Source organism: Sorangium sp. So ce176 (assembly GCF_051519835.1).
In the GTDB taxonomy this organism is placed as follows: domain Bacteria; phylum Myxococcota_A; class Polyangia; order Polyangiales; family Polyangiaceae; genus Sorangium; species Sorangium cellulosum_G.
In genome coordinates, this window is sequence record NZ_CP150371.1 from 2,025,487 (window position 1) to 2,046,940 (window position 21,454).

The window sequence follows — 21,454 nt, forward strand, 5'->3', positions numbered from 1 at the left end:
GCGCCATTCTTCCCTTCGGTGCACAGCTGGCCAGCCGTTTCTCCGGTGCCGGCTGCGCCTTGAGCCGGCTGTGATCCGGCAGGCTTCCCGGACGTGCCGTCTCCGGCATCGGCGCGGTCGTACATTGCGACAGTACCCGTCACGGTACCGCCGTCGCCCCCTTTTCCTCCTTCGGATTGCCCGTCAGCACACTGAGTGACTGGTCCTGCTGGACCCCCGTGCGTGGCTCCCGGGCTGCATGCCTCCAGGCCCGGATCGCCATTGGTGCCGTCGAGCCTCCGATCTTCCGCGATGGTGCCCGCCTGCGCTCCGTTCGTCGCCTCGCCGGCCTCGAGCCTGCTATTGACGATGGTGACCGCCCCGCCGTTCGCCAGCAGCGCGATCGACGACCTCCCCGGGGAGTCGGCGCCCGCGGCGCTGGCGTCCGCGGCGATGACGTCGAGGTTCTCGAGCCGGTTGTTGCCGCCGTTCAGCGTGAGGGCGATGGCGTCGGCCGGCCCCTGGAGCGCCGCCCGCGCCTCGGGTGACCAGGTCCAGGCACCGTCGCACGCGGTGAAGCCGCCGTAGATCTTCACTCCGTCGTTGAAGATCACGCCAGCGTCCTCGGAGTACGTCGCTCCCATCTCACCGCACGCATAGATGCGCTTCGGGCTCGTCGCGGCTGCCTCGGCGAAGCTCTGGAACGGCCGCTCCTTGCTGCCGTCCCCACCGGCTGCCGCGCTCGACCTCACGAATACCCCACAGGATCCATCCGGGGGCAGGGTCTTGTCGGTGAGGTCGCAGTTCTTCGTCGGGTCGAGCTGGCCGCCTGCACCACCTCCCGTTGTGCAAGCAGGGCCTTCGCAGCCCTCTGATGGATCATAGCGATCCACGCACCCGACCGCCTCGGCGCCCATGGCTGCTACCGCCAGCAAGAGCACAGAAGCGAGACGGGCACGATGACGCATTCTGAATCTCCTCTGTTCCACGTACGCCCGCTCAAAACTTTCCGCTGACCAGGAGCCCGGAAGCCCCTGTTCCCAGGAGCGGCACCACCTGCACGGTCGGACGCGATTCGGATGACTTCATCGTCACGAGCCCGTAAACGAGCGTGCCAGCGCCGATCGCCCCACCCGCCACGAAGCTCCAGAACGCCGCGTTCGTCAGATCGACCTTGGCGAGGACCGTGTCCTTGAGCTCTGCGCACTTCACGGGATTGAGATCCGGGCACAGCGCGTATCCATCGCCTTCGACGATCAGCTCTTGCCTCGACGTCTCCGCGTCGCCTGCCCGCCCGTTGGCCAGGAGCGTGAACACCACGCCCGCCGCCACCCCAGCACCGGCCGCGATCCCACCTCCGACGAGGACCGCCGTGCGCACGTCGTCGCGCGGCGCCCCTGGCACCGGAGAGAGCGATGTGTCGACGCGCCCCCCGATCTGGGCAGAGGGCGTGCGCTCGAGCTGCAGCACCGCCGTCTCCTTGCCCCCTGCCGTGGCCACGATCGACCGCGTCTCCGGCTCATGCCCGTCGAGCCTCGCGCCGATCTCATGCTTCCCCGGGTCCAGGAACACCGGATCCATGAGCGGCGCCTTGCCCACGGCCACCCCGTCGACAATGACCTCCGCCCCTTGCGGCGCCGCCTGTACCGTGACGGAGGCGACCTTCGCGAGCGCCTCGTTCAACGAGGCTTCCGCGCTCTGCCGCTCTTTCACCTTGGTGGCGGGTGCCTCGCGAAGATACCGCGTCAGGTACTCTGCTGCTTCGCGGTTCCTGCCCAGCTTGAGGCAGGTCACCCCCAGGTTCGACGCGATCTGGTAATGCGGCTTGATCGCCCACGCCGCGAGGAACGACGCGTGCGCATCGGCCCATTTCCCTGCCGCTGCCGCCTGTCTCCCCTCTTCGTAGAGCTGCCGCGCCTTGTCCGTCAGCGCGTCGGTCTCCTCGGAGACGGCCGGCGCGGCCGCCTGCTGCGCGCCGGCCGTCGGCGCCGTCAACGCCACGGCCACGCTCAAGCCCCACAGCAGGGGACGCGTCTTCATCGTCAGAGTCATCAGAAGTCTGGCTTCCCTTCGGGGAGAGGCGGCTCGGCCGTGCTCGACGCGGGCACCTTACCCCCTCGGGGTTTCGGTTCAAAGCGCCCCGTCGCGGCCCCACCCGCCTTGGGGTTCCTGGTCCGCCCCGTTGACTGCGTCTTCGGCTGCGGTTCGTCCTGCTGCGGCTGCTCTTGCCCCGCCTGCGGCTTCGCTGTCTCTGCCGGCGGTGACCACGGCGACGGCAGCGCCGTCGCGGAGGGCGCCCCGGTCGCCGCCGCGCTGGCCTCGGCGCTCGGCTCCGGCGGTGCTGCGCTCCCCGCGGACGGCGGTACGACGACATCCGCTCCCGTCGCGTCCGGCACGGCAGGCCCCACCCCGGGAACCCTCTGCGATACAAGCACCGCAGCCGCGCCCGCCGCCGCCGCGAGGCCGAGCCCCGCCACGGCCCAGATCCACTTCCGCGACGCCGCCGGCTTCTCCACGATGACCGGGATCTCGTCGCGCTCCTCCCCCGCGCCGCCGCCCGGCAACGGCGGCAGCGGCGCCGCGCCCCACGCGCCGCTCGCCGCCTGCCCCGCGGCGCCGCCGGCCGGCTGCCCCATCCGCAGAGGCCCCGTGTGCCCAGCCTCAACCGCCGCCGACAGCGCCGCGCTCCGCGCCACGCCCCCCAGCAGCTTCTCCGTATCGATGACCAGCGTGCCCTTCGGCCCGACCTGCTGCGACGCCGGCCCGCTCGCCGCCGTCATCCCCAGCCCCGCCGCGCCGGCCCCCGCCTCCGCCAGCCCGCCGCCCGCCCTGCCGGGCGCGTCATTCCACCGGACCCCCGCGGCCCGCTGCGACGGCGGCGCCGACCCGGCCGCCCGCCGCTCCCGCTCGTGCAGCGCGACCCCCGGCATCGCGCCCGCCGCGCCATGCGCCGGTGACCCCAGCGGGCCCGTCCCGCCCTGCTGCGCCGCGAACCGCTCGCGCCACCCGCCGAACTGCGGCTTCTCCTCCTGCTCGCCCTGCGGCCGCGCCCCGAACATCCCCCGCGCGATCTCCCCCTCGTCCTCCGAGACATCCTCGATCCGGAGCAGCACCCCGTGCCGCTCCTCCATCGTGACGTCGCGCTCCCTCACGAACCGCACCGACACCCCACCCGGGATATCCGCCTCGCGCCCGCTCGTGATCGACGTCCACTTGATGTTCGACCGGTACAGCACCGTCGCGATCCTCGCCGCCGCATGCGCGATCGCTCCGAACGGCTCATCGTGCTTGTGCACGATCACCACCCGCTTCGGCGCCGCCCCGTCGTCGACCTTCCAGTCCCACGTCGCGCTGCTCCGCCGCAGGTACGGCAGATCCCCGTACTCCTCGACGTACCGCTCCAGCACGTGCGCCACCCGCTCCGGCGCGTCGCGCACCGCGGCCACGTACTCGCGGTAGAACATGCCGGCCGACGAGTTGACCTCCGTCGCGTTCATCACGTGCCGGTAGAACGTCGCCGATGCCTCCAGCAGCGTCGCATACCCGAGGTCCCGATCCACCGCGACGAGCCCGTGCGCGAACGGCGGATTCCCCCGCCCGGCGTGGTCGACCGTCCCCCCGATCCGGAACCCGAAGATGAGACCCACCGCCCCGTGCCCCGGCTCGTGCTGCGTGTCGTCGCGCGACAGGTTCCCGATCGCGAACGCATGCGTCGCCCCCGTCGCAGGCTCGATGTACTTCATCAGCCGCGCCAGGTGGCTGAAGTGCGTCGTCGTGAGGGGCCCCTGCGGCACCTCAGGGCAGTACATGAAGTCGATCTGATGCCCCGGGATGTTCCCGTGCAGCACGTGATACCACGGCGCGTCCCCGGGAGCGCGGTACCGCGGGATCACATACCCCGAGGCGCCCTCGCTACCGTACATTGGGCCTGACCTGCTGCGGGAGCGGCTGCGGGAGCTGCGGGGCAGGGAGCTGCGCGGTCCGCGCCAGCGCCGGGTTCGGGCCCATGTCCTGCTTCATCCGCTGCAGGAGCTGCGGATCATACGCGTTCTTCGGGAGGATCCGCTCCACGAAGTGCGAGAACAGGTGATGCGTGCTGTGCCCGTAGCTCGCCGACCCGACCAGCACGCGAATATCGATGTTGTTCTTGTACCGCTCGAGGCTGTCGATGAGCGGCTTGTAATAACCGCGCGCCTCCTTCTCCACCTCGGCCGGCGTCCCCGACAGAACATCGGACTTGTTGATGAACAGCACGACCGCCTTGCACGACGCCAGCGTCTTCGGGCTGAAGAAGAACTGCAGCGACTGCGCCTGGAACTCCCGGAGCTGCTCCTGGATCCGCGACGGCTCGAGCTTTTGCCCGTCCTTGCCCGCCAGATCCACGACCATCAAGAGCCCATGGATCTCCTCCATGATGAGCTCCTGCTGGGCGTCCACGATGTGCTCGCCGCCCCAGTCGCCGATCTCGAACACGTGCTCCGTCAGCACCTCTTTCGTGAGCACGTGGCTCACCGTCCGCTCGTAACGCTCGATCTTCGTCCCCTGCAGCGTGCCGAGATCCACGAGCGGATTCGCCCACTTGAGCGTGAGCGACGTCTTGCCGGTCCACTTGATGCCGAGCGTCAGGATCTTGTAGCGCTTCTGCGTGATCTTCGGCCGGCTCTCGAGCTCGGCCTTGTACCAGTCGATCTCCTTCTGCTGGGCGTCGAGCCAGTCGACCTTCTGCCGGTCCTCGCTCCTCGCGATGTCGAGCGCCTGCTGGAGCTGCCCGAACTGCGCCCGCGTCTGATCGAGCTGGCTCTTGGCCTGCCGGAGCGCCTCGATGTGCTGGTTCGCGTCCTGGAGCTGCCGCCTGAGCTGCGTGGCCTGCATCAGCAGGAACACGGCGCCTGCGCCGCACGCCACCGCAATCAACCCGAGCACGATCGGTAGAACAACCTGCATGGCTTACAATCCTCGCGCCCCGCCGGGCGGCTCTCCCAAGATGGCCTGTCCCGTGCGGCCGGAAGAACGGCCAGCGCGGGCCGACCTGTATCCTGAGATCTCATCAGACCACGGCTCGCCGCAGCGTACAAGTCCGAGGTAATCCCCGGCACGAGCCATCCCTGCACAGCCCCGCATGGCCCCACACACCTCAGCCTTGCAGCGCTCCCATCCCGCAGAGCCTGCAAGGATCGCCGCCCGCAGCCGACGCCGCCTCTCCGGCCCTCGCCGCCTCTCTGGCAAGCCCCGCTACCTGCCTCTCCCGCTCACCTCGCGCCGCCGCCCTTCCGGGTCACCCGCGGCAGCGCCGTCCTCGTCTCCGGCGCGAGATCCAGCGTGTCCCGCTCCCCGGCCGCGAGCCGCAGCGCGCCCGCATACGCGATCATCGCCCCGTTGTCCGTGCAGCTCGCGAACGGCGGGACGAACAGCGCGAGCCCCCGCCGCGCGCACGCCGCCGCCATCTTCGCCCGGAGCCCCCGGTTCGCGGCGACGCCCCCCGCCAGCACCACCCGCTCGACCCCCTCGGACCGCGCCGCCCGCACCGTCTTCTGCACGAGCGCGTCGACCACCGCCCCCTGGAACGCCGCGCACAGGTCGTTCAGCGCCTGCCCCTCCGGCCGCCCCCGCTTCGCCACGTGGCGCGCCACCGCGCTCTTGATGCCCGAGAAGCTGAACTCCAGCGACTCCTTGCGCGCCATCACCGCGGGCACCGCCTCCGCCGCGGCCGCCGCGTCCCCCTCGGCCGCGAGCCGGTCGACCACCGGGCCGCCCGGATACCCGAGGCCGAGCAGCTTCGCCACCTTGTCGAACGCCTCGCCCGCCGCGTCGTCGCGCGTGGCGCCGAGCTCCCGGATCGCGCCGAGCGAAGGCCCGTCCACCCGGTAGATCGCCGTGTGCCCGCCCGAGGCGAGCAGCGCCACGTACGGGAACGCCGGCCGCTCCTCCGGCGCGGGCGCCCCGTCCCGCCGCAGGAACACAGCGAGCAGGTGCCCGACGAGGTGATCCACGCCGACAAGCGGCTTGCCCGCCGCCCACGCCAGCCCCTTCGCGGTCTGCAGGCCGACGAGCAGCGCCCCCGCGAGCCCCGGCCGCGACGTCACCGCCACGCCGTCGAGGTCCGCCGCCGCCACGCCCGCGCGCGCCAGCGCCTCGCGCACGACCGGGACCACCGCGCGCGCATGATCGCGCGCCGCGACCTCGGGCACGACGCCCCCGTACGGCGCGTGCAGCGCCACCTGGCTGCGCACGACGTCCGAGAGGACGTCGCCCTCCTCGGTCACCACCGCCGCCGCCGTCTCATCGCACGATGTCTCGATCCCTAGAACCCGCATGTCCCCGTCCGCCGCGTCAGCCTGAAGTTGCCGAACACCTGCCGCTGCCCCGCCGCGGGCGCCTCGCCCGAAGGGAGCGGCGCCTGACCCGGCCGGAGCAGCCGGACCTCGACCGAATCGTCGGTGCGCAGCGACAGGATCGCCAGCAGCGACTCCGCCTCCGGATCCGACGCGCTGACCGCGTAGATCGCGTTGCGCTCCCGGCCCTCCCCGAACTCCAGCCGCGACAGCGGATCGTGCGCGAGCGCGCCGATCGGCCGGAGCGGCGCGCCGTCGAGGAGGCGCCGCTCGGGCGTGGCGGCGTCGGGCGCCTCGTAGGTCCACAGCGCGCCCGGCGGGTCCGGGCCGTCGAGCGCGTCCGCGTCGAGCGACAGCCGCATCTGCACCCGCGGGCTCAGGCCGGCGCGGAACGCGCCGCCCAGCGTGATCGCGCCGCAGTAGGACTCGCCCTCGGCCGTCGAGAACCGGCTCACGTCGTCGCAGCCGGCCGCCCCGCCCGCGGTGACCGAGCCGGCGAGCGCGAGGGCGATCGGCGCGAGCCGCAGCGCGGGGCGCCGCGGCCCGGGCATGGCGCCGCTGCTCAAGGCGCGGCGCTCCGCATCAGCTCGGCCGCGGCCTGGCGCACGCGCGGCTCGGGGTCGCGCGCCGCGAGCTGCTTGAGCACCGGCGCCGCCGCCGCGCGATCCGCCGCGGCCAGGGCGCGCGCCGCCGCCTCGCGGACCAGGGCGTACGCGTCCGAGCGCGCGGCCGCGCCGAGCGTCTCCGCGACCTGGCCCGGCCTGCCCCCGCCCGCGCCCGGCGCGCCGAGCCGGCCCAGCGCCTCGGCCGCGCGCACGCGGAGCGGCCAGCTCGGCGAGCTCCGCAGCAGCCCCGAGACCGCCGCGATCGTCGGCCCGTGCCGGACCGCGCCGAGCGCCGACAGCGCCGCCCGCCGCACGCTCTCCTCCGGATCGCCGAGCGCGTCGACCACCGCGGCCTGCGCTTCCGGCTCGGGCCGGGTCGCGAGCAGCTCGACAGCGCGCGTGCGCACCTCGATCGCCGGGTGCCGCACGAGCGCCACGAACCCGCCCACGACCGCGGCCGCGATCCCCTCCGCGGCGGCCTCCACCTGCTTCTTCAGCTCCGGGGCGAGCTCTTCCCGCCCGTCCGTGAACGGCGCGAGCCCGGGCGCCGCGCCGCCCCCAGCAGCGGCGCGCTCGCCTCCCGCCCCTGTCGCGCCCGCGCCGCGCGCGACGTCGGCAACGTGGCGCGCGCCGCGCGACAGGATCGCGTCCGCGACGACCAGCGCCCGCTCCGGCGACGTCGCCACCGCGGCGACAGCGGCCCTCTGGAGCGCCGGGCCGAGCGCGACGAGCGCCGCCGCGCGGTCCTCGGGGCCGAACGGATCCGGATCGAGCCCCGCGAGCACGTCCTTCACCGTCAGCGCCCCGTCCGGCACGGGCAGCGGCTCGCGCGTGCGCGGGTACACCCGCCGCGTGAGCGCGACCGCCGCCGACACCGCGGCCGCGCGCAGCCCCTCGTCCGACGAGAACGCGCCGGCCGCGATCGCCTGCGCGGCCCTTCCCGAGGCGAACGCCTCGGCTTCGCCCGTGTCGCCGCCGCCCTTCGGCCCGGCGCCGCTGCCGCCGCCCAGGCGCGCGAGCGTGATCAGCGCCGCGCGGCGGAGCTCCGGCTCGCTCGAGTCGGCCAGCGACATGAACAGCGCGGGCCCCTCGCCGCCGCCCCCGAGCTCGCCCAGCGCTCTCACCGCCGCCGCGCGGGGGATCGAGCCGGCCTCGGGCGCCCTCGCGACGGCGGACAGCGCCGCCGCGTGCTTGCGGTCGTGCGTCAGCCCGAGGCCGACCGCGGCGATCGCCCGCACCTCCGGCGCCGGGGACGACAGGAGCCGCGCGAGCAGCGCCTCCGCCCTGGCCGCGGGCCGGCCGCCGCCCGCCGCGAGCCGCGCCGCGCCCCAGGTCGCCGCGACAGCGACCGCGTCGTTCGGCAGCACGCTCGCGGCCGCGTCCCTCGGCGCGAGCATCTGCTCGTAGCGCTCCAGCATCGCCGGGTCGCGCAGCGCGCCGCACGCGATCATCGCGCGGGCGCGCAGGCCCTTGTCCGCCTGCCCGATCGCGAAGTTGTAGAGCGCCGGCCCGGCGCTCTTGTTCTCGACGTATGCCAGCACCTCGATCGCGATCTTCTGCTGCGACTCCTTCTCGTCGGCGAGCGCGTCGAGCAGCGGCTTCACGGCGCGCGCGCCGATCTTCGCGAGCTCCGCCCGCGCGCCCGCGCTCGCCGCGCGGCCCTCGGCGCGGACCTTCTGCATGAGCGGCAAGGTCATCGCCCCGTACAGCTCCACGAGCAGCCGCCGGTAGAGCGGCTTCTGCGGGTTGCCGACCGCGACCGGCAGGAGCTCGCGCTCGAGCACCTCGAGCGAGCTCCGGCCGAGGTTCACCTGCATCGACATCCGCGCCGCGCGCGCGACGAGCTCCTCGTCGTTCGACGCCCGCACCACCCGCCGGAAGAGCCGGTCGGCCTCGTCGGACTGCCCCGCGGTGAGCAGCAGCTCGGCCAGGTCGAAGTACACCGGGAACAGCCGGTCGTTCTTCGCGAGCGCCTGCCGGTACTCCGCGATGGCGCGCGGGAAGTCCTGCCGCCGCCGGTACATGTCGCCGAGCTTCTGGTGGCCGCTCGCGTCCTCGGGCGACAGCTCGACGGCCCGCGCGGCGTACCGGATCGCGTCGTCGTCGCGGTAGAGCTCCGCGGCGTACTGCGCCATGCGCTGGTAGAACTCGCGGGCGCGCTTCGGGTTCACCTCGACGAGCTTGCCGAGCACGTCGATGGCGCCGAGGAGGTTCTGCTGGAGCACGAGCACGCGCTCCAGCGCGAGCAGCGAGTCCTCGTCGCCGGGCGCGGCCTGGACGAGCCTCCGGAGCGTGGCCTCGGCGTCGGGCAGCCGGTGCAGCTTGCGCTGCACCTCCGCGAGCAGCCGCCCCGCGTCCAGATCGGGCGGGGTCGCGTTGAACCGCGCGCCGAGCGGCGCGACGCGGCCCGGCAGCTCGCGGGTGAGCGACCACAGGCTGACGATGTGCGTCCGCGCCTCGCGCGCGAGCAGCCTGTCGTTGCCCGCGCCCGCGAGGAGCTGCTCCCACAGCTCGCGCGCCTCGGCGTAGCGCGGCCCCGCGTTCCCGAGCGAGCTCGCCGTGCGCTCCAGCGCGATCGCCAGCGCCTTCTTGTAGCGGCTGTTCGCGGGCTCGAGCTGCGCGGCCTCCCGGAGCGAGGCGAGCGCCTCCGCCACCATGTCGTGGTCGAGGTACACCTCGCCGAGGGTGGCCGCGGCGCGCGCCCGGTTCGGCACGACCTGCTTGATGCGCGCCCATGTCTCGAGCGCCTTCTTCTTGTCGCCCGCCTGGAAGTACCTGTCGCCGAGGTCGACGAGGTGGCTCGGATCGCCGCCCCCTGCCGCCGCGAGCCGCTGGAGCACCCGCAGGGCCCGGTCCTTCTCCTCGACCCGCTCGTAGAAGTCGGCGACGGCCGCGAGCGTCTCGGGCTCGCTGGCGACGCGCCCCTCGAGCTGGGTGAGCAGGGCGAGCGCCTTGGGCCGGTCGCCCCGCTGGATGAGCGTCTCGCACAGCTCGAACACGAAGTCCGCGTTGCTCGGGGCCGCCTTGATCAGGAGCTCGTACTCGCGGATCGCCGTGTCGAGATCGCCGGCTGTCTGGAGCAGGTGCACGAGCCGGAGCCGCGTGTCGATGTGCTTCCCCTCGAGCGCGAGCGCCCTCCTGTAGATCGCGATCGCCTTCTCGACGTCGCCGGTCTCCTCGTACAGCGCGCCCAGGGTGGCGAGCCGCTGGAAGTCCTGCCCCCGCTCGGCCTCGAGGATCGCGATGAGCTCCGCGAGCTTCCCCTCGGCGCGGAACGCGTCGGTCATGATGAGCAGGATCTCGGCCCGCACGCCCGCGGCGCCGCCGGCGACGGCGAGCGCCCGCTTCAGCACGGCCATCGCCTCGTCCATCTTCTTCTGCCGGGCGAGCGACTGCCCGAGATCGCGCAGCGCCGGCGCGAGCGCGCGGTTGTCGCCCGCCGCGGCCTTCACGAGCTCGCGGAACTCGGCCTCGGCGCGCGCGTGGTGCCCGCGCGCGGCGAGCTCGCGCCCGAGCTCCGCCTTCACGAAGAGCGAGCCCTGCGCGTTCTTCACGAGCGCGTCGTGCTGCGCCTTGGCCCCCTGGAAATCCGAGAGGTCGAGACAGAGCCCGAGCAGCGTGCGCCGGGTCTGCTCGACGTCCGCGGGCACCTTGAGCAGCGGCAGCGCCTTCTCGTAGTGCGCCCGCGCGCGGGCCTTGTCGCCGCGGTCGGCCTCGAGCTGGGCGAGCGCCATCATCGGCGCCGGGTCCTGCGGCCGGTCGGCGATGGCGGCCTCGTACGTCTTGATGGCGTCGTCGTAGCGCCCGTCCTGCTTGTAGATGCCGGCGAGCACGACCTTCGAGGCCCAGGCGTCGGCGCCGGGCTGCGCCGCGCGGCGCTCGAACTCCTCGACGAGCTTCTTCAGGTTCCCGTCGCGCTCGCGGTAGAGCTGGGCGAGGCGCTGGAGCGGGAACGGCGCGCTCGGCTGGCTCATGACGATGGCCGTGTAGCGGGCGATCAGCGCGTCGCTCGACGGGCCGCTCCGCTTCCCATCGCCGGCCTCGGCCGCGTCGGGCTTCGTCTGCGGCGCGCCGGCGGGCTGCGGCCGTGGTCCAGGCTGCGGCCGCGGCCCTGGCTGCGGCCTGGCGGCGGGGCCCGGCTTGCCGCCGCCGGGCTTCGGGGGCTTCGGCCTGGGCCGCTTGCCGCGGCCGGACGGATCGAAGTCCGCGGCCTCGGCGTGCGGGATCGCGAGCGTCGCGGCCGCGGGGATCAGGACCGCGAGGCAGCCGGCCAGAACGTGGGAACGCACCGGGGTAGGGTAGACCGGCGGTGCGCGGGGGGCCACGCGGAGCGGGGGCGGGGGCTCGACGGGGGGCGCGACCTGCCCCTCCGTCGCGCCGCGCCGCTCGACAGACGTTCAACAGAGCTTGTCGAGGTTGCCGCGCTCACAGCAACATTTGCTGTCTGGAAAGCCCCGAGTTCTGGCTATCCTGGGCCACTGCGATGGGCTCGCGACGCACTGCACGGCGAGCGATGCGGCTCCCTGAGCCGCGGCAGGGGTGGTGCTGATGCTTGCAGGGGACCTCGTCGGCAACCGCTTCGAGATCGAGGGGCACGCCACCGCCGGCGGCATGGCGCAGATCTTCCGCGCCCGCGATCGCCTCACGGGCGAGCCGGTCGCGCTGAAGGTCCTCCAGCGCAGGGGCCTCCAGGAGACGCACCGCTTCCTCCGGGAGGCCCACGCGCTCGCCGCGCTCCGTCACCCCGGCATCGTCGGGTACGTCGCCCACGGCACGACCGAGGGAGGCGACCCCTACCTCGCCATGCAGTGGCTCTCCGGCGAGACCCTGGCCGAGCGCTTCCTCCGCGAGCCGCTCACCGTCCCCGAGAGCCTCGCGCTCGGCGTGCGCATCGCCTCCACCCTCGGCGCCCTCCACCGGCTCGGCATCGTCCACCGCGACCTCAAGCCGAGCAACCTCCTGCTCGTCGGCGGCTCCGTCGACGAGGTCACCCTGCTCGACTTCGGCGTCGCGCACGTCGTCGAGGCCGGCCAGGAGCTCACCATGCCCGGCGTCATGCTCGGCACCCCCGGCTACATGGCCCCCGAGCAGGCGCGCGGCGAGGTCGCCATCGACGCCCGCGCCGACGTCTTCGCCCTCGGCTGCGTCCTCTACCGCTGCCTCACCGGCCGGCCCCCGTTCGTCGGCAACGACAGCCTCTCCGTGCTCGTGAAGGTCCTCCTCGAGGAGCCTCCGCGGCTCCGGGAGCTCCGCGGCGAGATCCCCGCCGCGATCGACGACCTGGTCTTCCGCATGCTCGCGAAGTCCCCGCGCGACCGCCCCCGCGACGGCGCGGCCGTGGCCACCGAGCTCTCGTCGCTCGGCGATCTCGCGCCCGGCTCGCGGCGCGTGCCCTTGCCCCTCGGCGGCCCCACCCCCGAGCTCACGACCGGCGAGCGCCGGATGATCTGCCTCCTCCTCGCCCGCGACGGCGCGCTCGACAGCGACGCGACCCGATCCGAGGGCGAGGACGCGCTGCGGGTGCGCGCGCTCAGCGCCCTGGCCGAGCGCCACCAGGGCCGCCTCGAGATCATCGAGTCGCGCTCGCCCGTCGTCGTGCTGTCCGGCGCCGTCGCGCCGACCGATCTCGCCACCCGCGGCGCGCGCTGCGCGCTGGCCATGCAGGTGCTGCTCGGCGGCGCGCCCGTCGCGCTGGTCTCGGGGCGCACCGAGATCTCCGCCCGCTCCCCGATCGGCAAGCTCATCGACCAGGCCGCCGCGCTCCTCGCCGGCGACGCGGCGCGGCCCGGCGTCGTCCGCATCGACGAGGTCACGGCCGGCCTGCTCGGCGCGCGGTTCGACGTCGGCGCCGACGACGCCGGCCACCTCCTGCGCGGCGAGCGCGACGACCTCGAGGCCGTGCCGCGCCTGCTCGGCAAGCCCACGCCGTGCGTCGGCCGCGACCGCGAGCTGTCCCTCCTCGAGGCGACGTTCGTCCAGTGCATCGAGGAGCAGACGCCGTCCGCGGTGCTGGTCACGGCGCCCGCCGGCCTGGGCAAATCGCGCCTGCGCAGCGAGCTGCTCCGGCGCCTCCGGGCGCGCGGCGAGCCGATGGAGGTCTGGATCGCGCGCGGCGACCCGATGAGCGCCGGCGCCGCCTTCGGCCTGCTCGCGCAGGTGCTCCGGCGCGCGCTCGGCGTCGCCGACGGCGCGCCCGCCGCGGCGGTGCAGCGCAGGATCCGCGAGCGCCTCGCGCGCCACGGCGAGGACGGCGAGCGCATGGCGCCCTTCCTCGGCGAGATCGTGGGGGCGCCCTTCCCGGACGAGGCCAGCGAGGCGCTCCGGGCGGCGCGCCGGAGCTCCATGCTCATGGGCGACCAGCTCCACCTCGTCTGGGAGGAGTTCCTGCGGGCCGAGTGCGCCGCGCAGCCGGTGCTGCTCGTCCTCGAGGACATGCACTGGGGCGATCTGCCCACGGTCGCCATGATCAACAGCGCCCTCCGCAACCTGCGCGACGCGCCGTTCATGGTGCTGGCGCTCGGCCGGCCCGAGGTGCGCGAGATGTTCCCGAAGCTGTGGGCCGGCCGCGGCGTGCAGGAGATCGAGCTCACGGGGCTCTCGCGCCGCGCGAGCGAGCGGCTCGTGCGCCAGGCGCTCGGCAGCGCCGTCCCCGAGGACGCTGTCGCCACGCTGGTCGAGCGCGCCGACGGCAACGCCTTCTTCCTCGAAGAGCAGATCCGCGCGGCCGCCGACGGCCGGGGCGCCGCGCTGCCGGAGACGGTGCTCGCGATGGTGCAGGCGCGGCTCGAGGCGCTCGATCCCGAGGCGCGGCGCGTCCTCCGGGCGGCGAGCGTCTTCGGCCAGAGCTTCCGCTCGCGCGGCGTCGCCGCGCTGCTCGGCGGCGCCGACGCCGAGGTGGCGGATCGGCTCGCCGAGCTCGTCGAGCGCGAGGTCATCGTCCCGAGGCGCCAGCCGGGCCGGGGCGGCGCGCGCGGCGCCGGCCTCCTCTCGTCGACATCCGCGCGCGGGATAGCCGCCGACGCCGACGGCGCGGCCCGCGAGGCGTCGCCGGCCTGCGACGGCGACGCGCTCGAGCAGGGCCCGCCGAGCCAGGCGGGCGCGGACGAGCCCGAGCACAGCTTCCGGCACGGGCTCGTGCGGGAGGCGGCGTACGGGGCGCTCACCGACTACGACCGGCAGCTCGGCCACCGGCTCGCGGGCGAGTGGCTGGAAGGGGAGGGGAAGGGCGACGCGGCGGAGCTCGCCGAGCACTTCGAGCGCGGCGCCGAGCCCGGGCGGGCGGCGGCGTGGTACCGGCGCGCGGCGGAGCAGGCCCTGCGCGGCAACGATCTCCTCGCCGCGATCGGCCACGCCGGGCGCGGCCTCGCGTGCGGCGCGTCCGGCGCCGAGGCGGGCGTGCTGCTCCTCGTCGAGGCCGAGGCCCGCGTATGGCGCGGCGATTTCGCGGCGGCCGAGGAGCGCTCGCTCGCGGCGGCCGCGCTCTTCGAGCCCGGCTCGCCGCCCTGGTACTCCGCGGTCACCGAGGTGATCATGGCCGCCGGCAAGCAGGGCGCCCTCGACCGCGTCGAGTCCTGGGTGACGGCGGCGCGCGGCGCGTCGCCGCAGGGCGGCGCGCTGACCAGGAGGGACATCTGCCTCGTCGAGGGGGCCCTCTGGCTCGTCTTCGGCGGCCGCTACGCCGCCGCGGACGGGATCATCGAGGCGCTCGAGCGCAGCGAGGGGGAGGGCCGGTCGCTCGACGTCGAGGTGCTGGCCAGGCTCTACGAGGCGCGCGCCATCCGCGCGATGACCTCCGGCGACCCCGGCGCCTGCCTCGAGGGCATCGAGGCGGCGCTCGCTGTGTTCGAGCGGAGCGGCGATCGCCGCAACGCCTGCTCGCTGCGGGTGAACCTCGGCGCCATCACCATGGAGCTCGGCGACTACGAGGGGGCCGAGGCCGCGCTCCGCTCCGCGCTGCGCGCGGCGGAGCAGATGGAGCTCACCGATCTCGCCGCGTTTGCCCGCAGCAACCTCGGGAGCGTGAGGATCGCCCGCGGCGACATCGACGAGGCCCGCCGGCTCGAGGCGGAGGCGATCGCGACGTTCCAGCGGCTGGGCGACCCGAGGGCCGAGGGGGTCGCCCGCGCCTACCTGGCGAAGGCGGCGCTGCTCACCGGGGATCTCGCCGCCGCCGAGGACGAGGCCCGCGCCGCGGCCGAGCTGCTGCAGAGCGCGCCGCCGCTGCGCGCCGCGGCGTGGGCCCTCTCCGCGCGCGTGCTGCTCCGGAAGGGCCGCGCCGACGAGGCGCTCGCGCTGTCCGGCGAGGCGCTCTCGCTGCTCGAGTCGCTCGGCGCCGTCGAGGAGGGCGAGTCGCTGATCCGGCTCGTCCGGGCCGAGGCCCTCTTCGCGAGCGGCCAGCGGGCCGAGGCGTTCGCCGCGATCGCGAAGGCGCGCCGCAGCGTGCTCTCCCGCGCCGCGCAGATCTCGAATCCTCGCTACAGGGACCGGTTCCTCTCCGCGCTCGACAACGGCGAGACGCTCGCGCTCGCGGCGCGGTGGCTCGGCGATCACGAATCGACGTAACCCGGTGATCCGCCGCACGTAGGATTCCCTGCTTGCGGCTCTCCCGGAGTCCGCGCGAGGCGCACGAGCGCGCCTGTCCTACCGCGCTTGCGCCGTCCTCACGACGTCACCGCAGGCACAGAATTCTAGGAGTCTGCCTGAAAATTGATTGAGGAAACTCCTGACGCATGTTTCATTCGTGTTGAGGGGGCTATGCGAAATCAACTCGAACTGGCGACCTCGATCCTGGGCCTGCTGAGCGTCTGCTTGCCTGCCTGTGTCGGCGACGCTGAATCTCAGGAGGAGTATGTCGATGAGATTGCGCAAGAGGCGTTCACGAAGAACGCGTTCACGAAGAACGCGCTGAAGGCCAGCGCGCTCACGACAGACAGGCGCGCGACAGAGGCGCTCACCGGCAACCCGCTGACGAACGACGGGATTGCGGGCAGCAGCCATGTCCTGAGCGCGCTGCGCGACCCTCTGGCGCGCGAGTTCCTGACCTACGTGGCGGGCTGCGCGCTCCCGGCGGAGCAAACCGTGCGGGTGTCGCTCGACGGCCAGGAGCATGTGTTCAAGGGGGATGTCGGCCTCGCGCCCGAGTGGGGCAGCGCGCATGGGCAATGCAACGCGCGCTGCCAAGGATGGGTGTCGGCCTGCATGCTGGCCAGGGTCAACTACCTCGGGGAGAGCATCCCCATCTCGATGCGGGGCAGGAACAAGGCCCTCGAGGCGGACGCCGCGGAGCGGGAGAGCTTTCCTCACCGGGAGGGTGCCTATTTCGGCGATCTCTTCGCCCCGGAGCCGCTCCGGTTCGCGTGCAGGTCGCCCGGGTCGACGCTCATCTCCCGCGTGTGCGGCGGGACGGGCGTCGACGCGCCCGGCTGCATCATCGACGTCCTCGGTGAATGCGATGATCTCTGCGGTAGACCGACGGCGGACGGCAGCTTCCCCAACTGCGTCGGTGGCGGCCATACGATGCCGACGACGGTGACGATCTTCCGGCAATGATCTCCCGCCCGTAGCGGCGCGCGCGACGGCTCCCCGCTTTCGTACTAGAGTCGCGCCGCCATGAACCGAAGGCCGACCGCCGTCCTCGCTTGTCTGCTCCTCGCCGCCTGCGCCTCCCCGGAACCCCGGCCGAAGGAGCCCCTCGGCCAGATCCCCGAGGCGACGACCACCGCGAAGCCGGAGTGGCTCCCGTTCCGCGTCCGCGCCGGCAAGAGCGTCGCCGCCGACCCGCGCGAGAAGCACCTCGCCGACCTCCGGCAGCTCACCTTCGGCGGAGAGAACGCCGAGGCGTACTGGTCGCCCGACGGCAAGAAGCTCGTGTTCCAGTCGACCCGCGACGGCAACAAGTGCGACCAGCAGTACGTCATCGACCTGGAGAGCGGCGACGTCCGCCGGGTCTCGAACGGCCAGGGCAAGACGACCTGCGGCTATTTCCTCTTCCCCGCGCCCGCTGTCCCGGCCGACGCGCGCGTCCTCTTCGCCTCCACCCACGCCGCCGGCGAGGCGTGCCCGCCGAAGCCCGATCATTCGCAGGGGTACGTCTGGCCGCTCGACGAGTTCGACATCTACACCGCCAAGATCGACGGCTCGGACCTCCGCCCCCTCATCCAGGGCAAGGGCTACGACGCCGAGGCCACCGTCGCGTTCGACGGCTCGCGCCTCGTGTTCACGAGCAACCGCGACGGGGACATCGAGCTCTACACAGCGAAGCTCGACGGCTCCGACGTCCGGCGCATCACGAGCACGCCCGGTTACGACGGCGGCGCATTTTTCTCTCCTGACAGCACCAAGCTCGTGTGGCGGGCGAGCCGCCCGACCGGCGCGGCGCTCGACGACTACCGCGCGTTGCTCGCCAAGGGGCTCGTGCGCCCGAGCGCGCTCGAGATCTTCGTCGCGAGCGCCGACGGGCAGAACCCGCGCGCTGTGACGAGGAACGGCCGCGCCAACTTCGCGCCCTACTTCCTGCCGGACTCGCGGCGCATCCTCTTCGCCTCGGATTTCAGCACCCCGCAGGGCGCGCGCGGCATGCCGAACTTCGACCTCTACCTGGTCGACTCCGAGGCGCCCCCGTCGGCGGACGGCGTGCCGCCCGTCGAGCGCGTGACCTTCTACGAGGGCTTCGACAGTTTCCCGATGTTCTCGCCGACCGGCGAGCACGTCGTCTTCGCCTCGAACCGGTACGGCGAGAAGCCGGGCGAGACCAACCTGTTCGTGGCCCGCTGGGTCGAATGACAGCGCCGCCGTCGCGGACCCGCGCGCCGGTCGCCCTCGCGTCGGCGTGCGCGCTCGCCGGCTGCTCCGGCGCCCCGGCCCAGCCGTCGCGCCCCGCCGAGGCCGCCGTCCCGTCGGCGGACATCGCGGGCGCCGCCTACACCTCGCCCGCGCGCTGGAGCTACCACCCCGCGGCGCCCGACGCCGCCGTCGCGTGGGCGCCCGCCGGCGCCGGCTGCGTCGTCGTGGCCCAGGGGGGCCAGCGCTGGACGGTGACGCCCGACCCTCAGGCGTCCGCGGCCGCGCCCGCCGCCGCGCCGGCCGCGCGCTGCGCGGGCCAGGGCAGGACGAGCGCCTCGCCTGCGCCCGAGGAGCTCACCGCGATCGTGCGGCGCTCGCCGACCTCGTGGATGTTCGTCGGCGCCAGCGGGGCGATCTACGAGGCCTCCTCGCCGCTCGGCCAGTTCACGCGCACGCTCGCGCCGCCCGAGCCGCTCGCGCAGGTCGCGGGCGCCGGCGGCGCGCTGCTCGGGGTGACCCGGGGCGGCGGCGTGCTCCGCTGGCGCGAGGATCTCGGCTGGAAGCCGGTCCCGCTCGACGGCGCCGCGGGGCAGGGCGGCTCGCCGCCGCCGCGCGCGTTCGGCGTCGCGATGGCCGAGGGGGGCCGGGCGCTCGCGCTCGCGCTGCCCGAGGCGCTGTTCGCGAGCGAGGACGGCGGCGCGACATGGTCGCGCGCGCCGCTCCCGCCCATGGGCCTCTCGCGGGTCGGCGTCCTCGGCGGCGAGCTCCTCGCCGAGGGCCTCCTCGCGTCGGCGGCCTGGGATCCGCGGCGCGCGCCCGCGTTCTCGCGCAGCGCCGCGGTGCTCCCGCGGGCCGACGTCGAGCTCGCCGTCGCGGCCCCGCGCGCCCCGTCCGCCTCCTCGGTGTGGCTCGGGCGGGCGGCGATGGCCGGCGATCGCTACCTCGAGGCGGTCCGGCCCGACGACGCCGGCGCGCCGTGGCGCTTCGCGAGCGGCCCCATCGAGGGCCCGCTCAGGGAGGCGCCCCTGCCGGGCACGGGCGAGTGCGGGAGCATCAAGCTCGGCGCGAACGGCGCGAACGGCCGGCGCATCGTCGCAGTGTGCTCCGAGCCGGACGGCGACCGCATCCTCGCGCGGGTGCTCCGCAGCGAGGACGGCGGCGGCACGTGGTCGCCCGCCGCCACGCTGGAGACGCTGGACATCGACCAGGTCGGCGTCGCGGTGGCGCCCGAGGGCGCGGCGCTCCTGACCGGCGTCTGCAAGCCGAGCGAGGGCGCCGGCGGCTGCAAGCCGACAGCGCCGCTGCTCCTGACCCACGACGGCGCCCAGGACGACGCCCGGGCGACGGTCGCCCTCACGGCGGCCCCCACGCTCAGCGCCCCGGCCGCGCTGCCCGCGTTCTCGGCGGACGGGCGCTCCGCCTACTTCCTCGGCTACCGCGGCAAGGACGAGCGCCTCGCGCTGTTCGTCTCGCACGACGGCGGCGAGACGTTCGCGCCGCGATCGCTCGACGCGACCGCCGCGACGGCGCCGGCGCCGCCGGAAGAGGACGCCGAGGCCGAGGACGCCGAGGGCGGGTCGGGCGACGGCCCCTCGTCCGAGGGGCTCGAGATCGTCGAGGAGAGCGCGCTGCGCCCCGCGGACGACGGCGCCGTCGGCCTCCTGCTCTCGGATCGCGGCGCGCTCACGTACCTGACCGCCGACGAGGACGGCCGGGTGCTCACGGTGGCGGCCCCGCCGGCCGAGGGCGCGGCGCTCTCCGGCTTCGGCCGGCGCGTCGTCGCGCTCGCGACCCGCGCCGCCCCGCGCGCCGGCGCGGAGGACGTCGCGGTGCTCTGGGAATCGCTCGACGGTGGCGTGAGCTGGGCGGAGCTCCCGGAGATGCTGGCGCTCTCGCGCGAGCTCGCCCAGGCCCCGGTCGCGATCGCGTGCGGCGCGAGCGGCTGCCTCTTCGGCGACGTGGCGACCCGCGTCGGCTGGGGCGGCCAAGCCGAGGGCGCGCCGCCGCGCGCCCCGGACCTCGCGCCGCGCGCCCAGCCGGCGGCGCGCACCCCCATCGTCTGCGAGACGCTGCCGTCCTCGAAGTGGACGCGCATCGACAACGTCGACTCGAGCGGCCTCGGCCTGCCCGACGCCGACGAGCTCCTGCGCGGCCGGTCGGTCTGGTCGCTGCTCACGCGCGCGCCGAGCGGCGCCGTCGACGTCGTCTCCGCGATGCTCCCCGAGTCGGGCGCCGGCGAGGCGCGCGTCGTCACGCGCTCGCTCCTGCCCGCTGTGCCTTCGGGGCTCGGCAGGGCGCGGGTCGCGACCAACCTCACCACGCAGATGGAAGGTTACGCCGCGGCCCGCGTGCGGCTCCCCGGCGGCGCGGCGAAGCCGGGCACGCCGATGCGCAACGTCGAGGTCGCCTGGGAGAACTGGATGGATGGCACCTCGGGGCGCGGCGTGATCCCCGACGCCGGCCCGTTCGAGCTCGGCGACGTGAAGGTCGTCCCGGACGCGGCGCGCCAGCCGTCGTCCGGCGCGCGCCCTCAGCCCGGCGCGTCCCCGCGCCGCGCGCCGCCGCCGCCCCCCGAGGATTTCTTCGATCCCGCGCTCCTCTCCGTCTCGATGCGCGGGCTCTTCGTCCGCCCGCACTCCGGCAGCGCGCACTCGGCGCTCACGTTCTTCTACGAGCCCTCCGGCAGGCTCCAGCGCTTCGAGTTCCCGCCCTGGCCCGAGTCGGGCCCCCGCGGCAGCCTCGACGTGCGCGCCGACGCCGTCTTCGCGGACGGCCAGCCTGTCGGCGTGGGCATGGTCCGGCAGGCGTCGAACGGCCCGGTGACCACGATGCTGCTCGCGCATCGCCCGGCGCCGGCGTCTCCCGGCGGGGCCACCCCGCCGGATCCCGGCGCCGCGTGGGCGATCGACGCCGTGACCGTCGCGCCTCCGCCGGGGCGCGATCGCGTCGTGCACACCGACTGGACCTACGCCGGCAAATCGATCGGCGTCACGACGCTCGTCGCCGATCCAGGGCACGGGACGGCGTGGGCGATCTTCCAGCCATTCCGCGGGGATGGAACGCTCGGCCCGGCGCAGTCGATGCCGACGCCGCTCGACCTCGGCGACGTGCCGCGCCCTTGCTCTGCCGCCGAGCGCGCCGCGACCCCGCGCCACGAGGCGCCGCTCTTCCTCGGGAGCGAGGCCCTGTTCCCGGGCACGCGCCACCCCGTCCTGGTCACCGACGCCGCCGGCCCTTCTGGCGCGACCGAGGCGATGGTGCTCCTGACCTCGTCCTCGGTGCTCCACGGCACGCCTGCCGCGCCGTGCGTGGCAGGCTGGGAGGCGAGATCGATCGGGCGGGCTCCTCTCTCGGCGATTGTCCCGGGCGATCTCGCGCGCTCGTGGCTGTTCCGGGCCGCGTCGGGCTCGTCCTCGGCGAGCGGCGTGGCCGTCGAGGTGCGCCCGATGGCGTGCCGCTTCGATCCGGGCGCCAGGGTGCCAGAGGCGGTATGGAACGAGCCTGCCACCGCGCGCCCCGACCGCTGAGCGGTCGGCGGTGATGGGGCCGCAGAGCGGTCGAGCCGATGAGCATGGCGCGGAGCTGTCGATGCGGCGCTCGGCCGCAGACCGCTCCGACGTGATGAATGAAATGCAGCAGATGGTGCGATGAAACAATCCCGGATCCGAGCTCGCGGTAAGCTTCCAACGGCCCTCGTTTGTGCCGCGGTGCTTGCGTTCGTGGTCTTCACGGCGATAGCCTCGCCTGCCTGAAAGG

The 21,454-nt window shown here is 74.4% G+C and carries 11 protein-coding genes; 5 read left to right on the forward strand and 6 right to left on the reverse strand.

Going from position 1 to position 21,454, the window contains the following annotated elements:
* The first annotated feature begins 348 nt into the window (after window positions 1-348).
* Entirely contained in the window at window positions 349-567 is a 219-nt protein-coding gene (locus WMF42_RS07755) for a hypothetical protein (RefSeq protein WP_199693433.1), read from the forward strand.
* 411 nt (window positions 568-978) lie between these two features.
* On the opposite strand, the gene WMF42_RS07760 is transcribed toward WMF42_RS07755, so the two are convergent.
* From WMF42_RS07760 to WMF42_RS07785, 6 genes are all read right to left on the reverse strand, one after another.
* Window positions 979-2,019 carry a PEGA domain-containing protein gene (locus WMF42_RS07760; protein WP_437691228.1) on the reverse strand — a complete coding sequence of 347 codons (1,041 nt, stop codon included), beginning with the start codon at window positions 2,017-2,019 and terminating at the stop codon, window positions 979-981.
* Window positions 2,020-2,030: 11 nt separating this feature from the next.
* A complete protein-coding gene (locus WMF42_RS07765; RefSeq protein WP_061605500.1) occupies window positions 2,031-3,902 on the reverse strand; it encodes a hypothetical protein in 1,872 nt (623 codons plus the stop codon).
* A complete protein-coding gene (locus WMF42_RS07770; RefSeq protein ID WP_061605501.1) occupies window positions 3,892-4,923 on the reverse strand; it encodes a hypothetical protein in 1,032 nt (343 codons plus the stop codon). The genes WMF42_RS07765 and WMF42_RS07770 overlap by 11 nt, the downstream gene beginning before the upstream one ends.
* A 305-nt stretch (window positions 4,924-5,228) precedes the next feature.
* Complete coding sequence (gene tsaD / locus WMF42_RS07775) at window positions 5,229-6,293, reverse strand: tRNA (adenosine(37)-N6)-threonylcarbamoyltransferase complex transferase subunit TsaD (RefSeq protein WP_437691230.1); 1,065 nt, start codon at window positions 6,291-6,293, stop codon at window positions 5,229-5,231.
* A complete protein-coding gene (locus tag WMF42_RS07780) occupies window positions 6,281-6,862 on the reverse strand; it encodes a hypothetical protein (protein WP_434046256.1) in 582 nt (193 codons plus the stop codon). The genes tsaD and WMF42_RS07780 overlap by 13 nt, the downstream gene beginning before the upstream one ends.
* Before the next feature lie 11 nt (window positions 6,863-6,873).
* Window positions 6,874-11,205, reverse strand: coding sequence for a HEAT repeat domain-containing protein (locus WMF42_RS07785; protein ID WP_437691233.1), 4,332 nt, complete (start codon window positions 11,203-11,205; stop codon window positions 6,874-6,876).
* Between the two features lie 259 nt (window positions 11,206-11,464).
* Here WMF42_RS07785 and WMF42_RS07790 point away from each other — a divergent pair, with 259 nt between their 5' ends.
* The 4 genes from WMF42_RS07790 (at window position 11,465) to WMF42_RS07805 (ending at window position 21,225) form a co-directional block, all read left to right on the forward strand.
* Window positions 11,465-15,478: a protein kinase domain-containing protein gene (locus WMF42_RS07790; protein ID WP_437691235.1), complete on the forward strand. Its 4,014-nt coding sequence runs from the start codon at window positions 11,465-11,467 to the stop codon at window positions 15,476-15,478.
* A gap of 192 nt (window positions 15,479-15,670) precedes the next feature.
* The gene (locus tag WMF42_RS07795) at window positions 15,671-16,465 is read left to right on the forward strand and encodes a hypothetical protein (RefSeq protein WP_437691237.1); all 795 of its coding nucleotides are present in this window, start codon (window positions 15,671-15,673) and stop codon (window positions 16,463-16,465) included.
* Window positions 16,466-16,525: 60 nt separating this feature from the next.
* Window positions 16,526-17,698 (forward strand): hypothetical protein, encoded by a 1,173-nt coding sequence (locus WMF42_RS07800; protein ID WP_437691239.1) that lies wholly within the window; start codon window positions 16,526-16,528, stop codon window positions 17,696-17,698.
* Window positions 17,695-21,225, forward strand: a complete 3,531-nt coding sequence (locus WMF42_RS07805; protein WP_437691241.1) for a hypothetical protein — start codon at window positions 17,695-17,697, stop codon at window positions 21,223-21,225. The genes WMF42_RS07800 and WMF42_RS07805 overlap by 4 nt, the downstream gene beginning before the upstream one ends.
* Window positions 21,226-21,454 lie beyond the last annotated feature (229 nt).

Coding starts and splice junctions, on each gene's coding strand:
- WMF42_RS07755 (WP_199693433.1), top strand. CDS start 349: ATGGTGACCGCCCCGCCGTTCGCCAGCAGCGCGATCGACGACCTCCCC.
- WMF42_RS07760 (WP_437691228.1), bottom strand. CDS start 2,019: ATGAAGACGCGTCCCCTGCTGTGGGGCTTGAGCGTGGCCGTGGCGTTG.
- WMF42_RS07765 (WP_061605500.1), bottom strand. CDS start 3,902: ATGTACGGTAGCGAGGGCGCCTCGGGGTATGTGATCCCGCGGTACCGC.
- WMF42_RS07770 (WP_061605501.1), bottom strand. CDS start 4,923: ATGCAGGTTGTTCTACCGATCGTGCTCGGGTTGATTGCGGTGGCGTGC.
- tsaD (WP_437691230.1), bottom strand. CDS start 6,293: ATGCGGGTTCTAGGGATCGAGACATCGTGCGATGAGACGGCGGCGGCG.
- WMF42_RS07780 (WP_434046256.1), bottom strand. CDS start 6,862: ATGCCCGGGCCGCGGCGCCCCGCGCTGCGGCTCGCGCCGATCGCCCTC.
- WMF42_RS07790 (WP_437691235.1), top strand. CDS start 11,465: ATGCTTGCAGGGGACCTCGTCGGCAACCGCTTCGAGATCGAGGGGCAC.
- WMF42_RS07795 (WP_437691237.1), top strand. CDS start 15,671: ATGCGAAATCAACTCGAACTGGCGACCTCGATCCTGGGCCTGCTGAGC.
- WMF42_RS07800 (WP_437691239.1), top strand. CDS start 16,526: ATGAACCGAAGGCCGACCGCCGTCCTCGCTTGTCTGCTCCTCGCCGCC.
- WMF42_RS07805 (WP_437691241.1), top strand. CDS start 17,695: ATGACAGCGCCGCCGTCGCGGACCCGCGCGCCGGTCGCCCTCGCGTCG.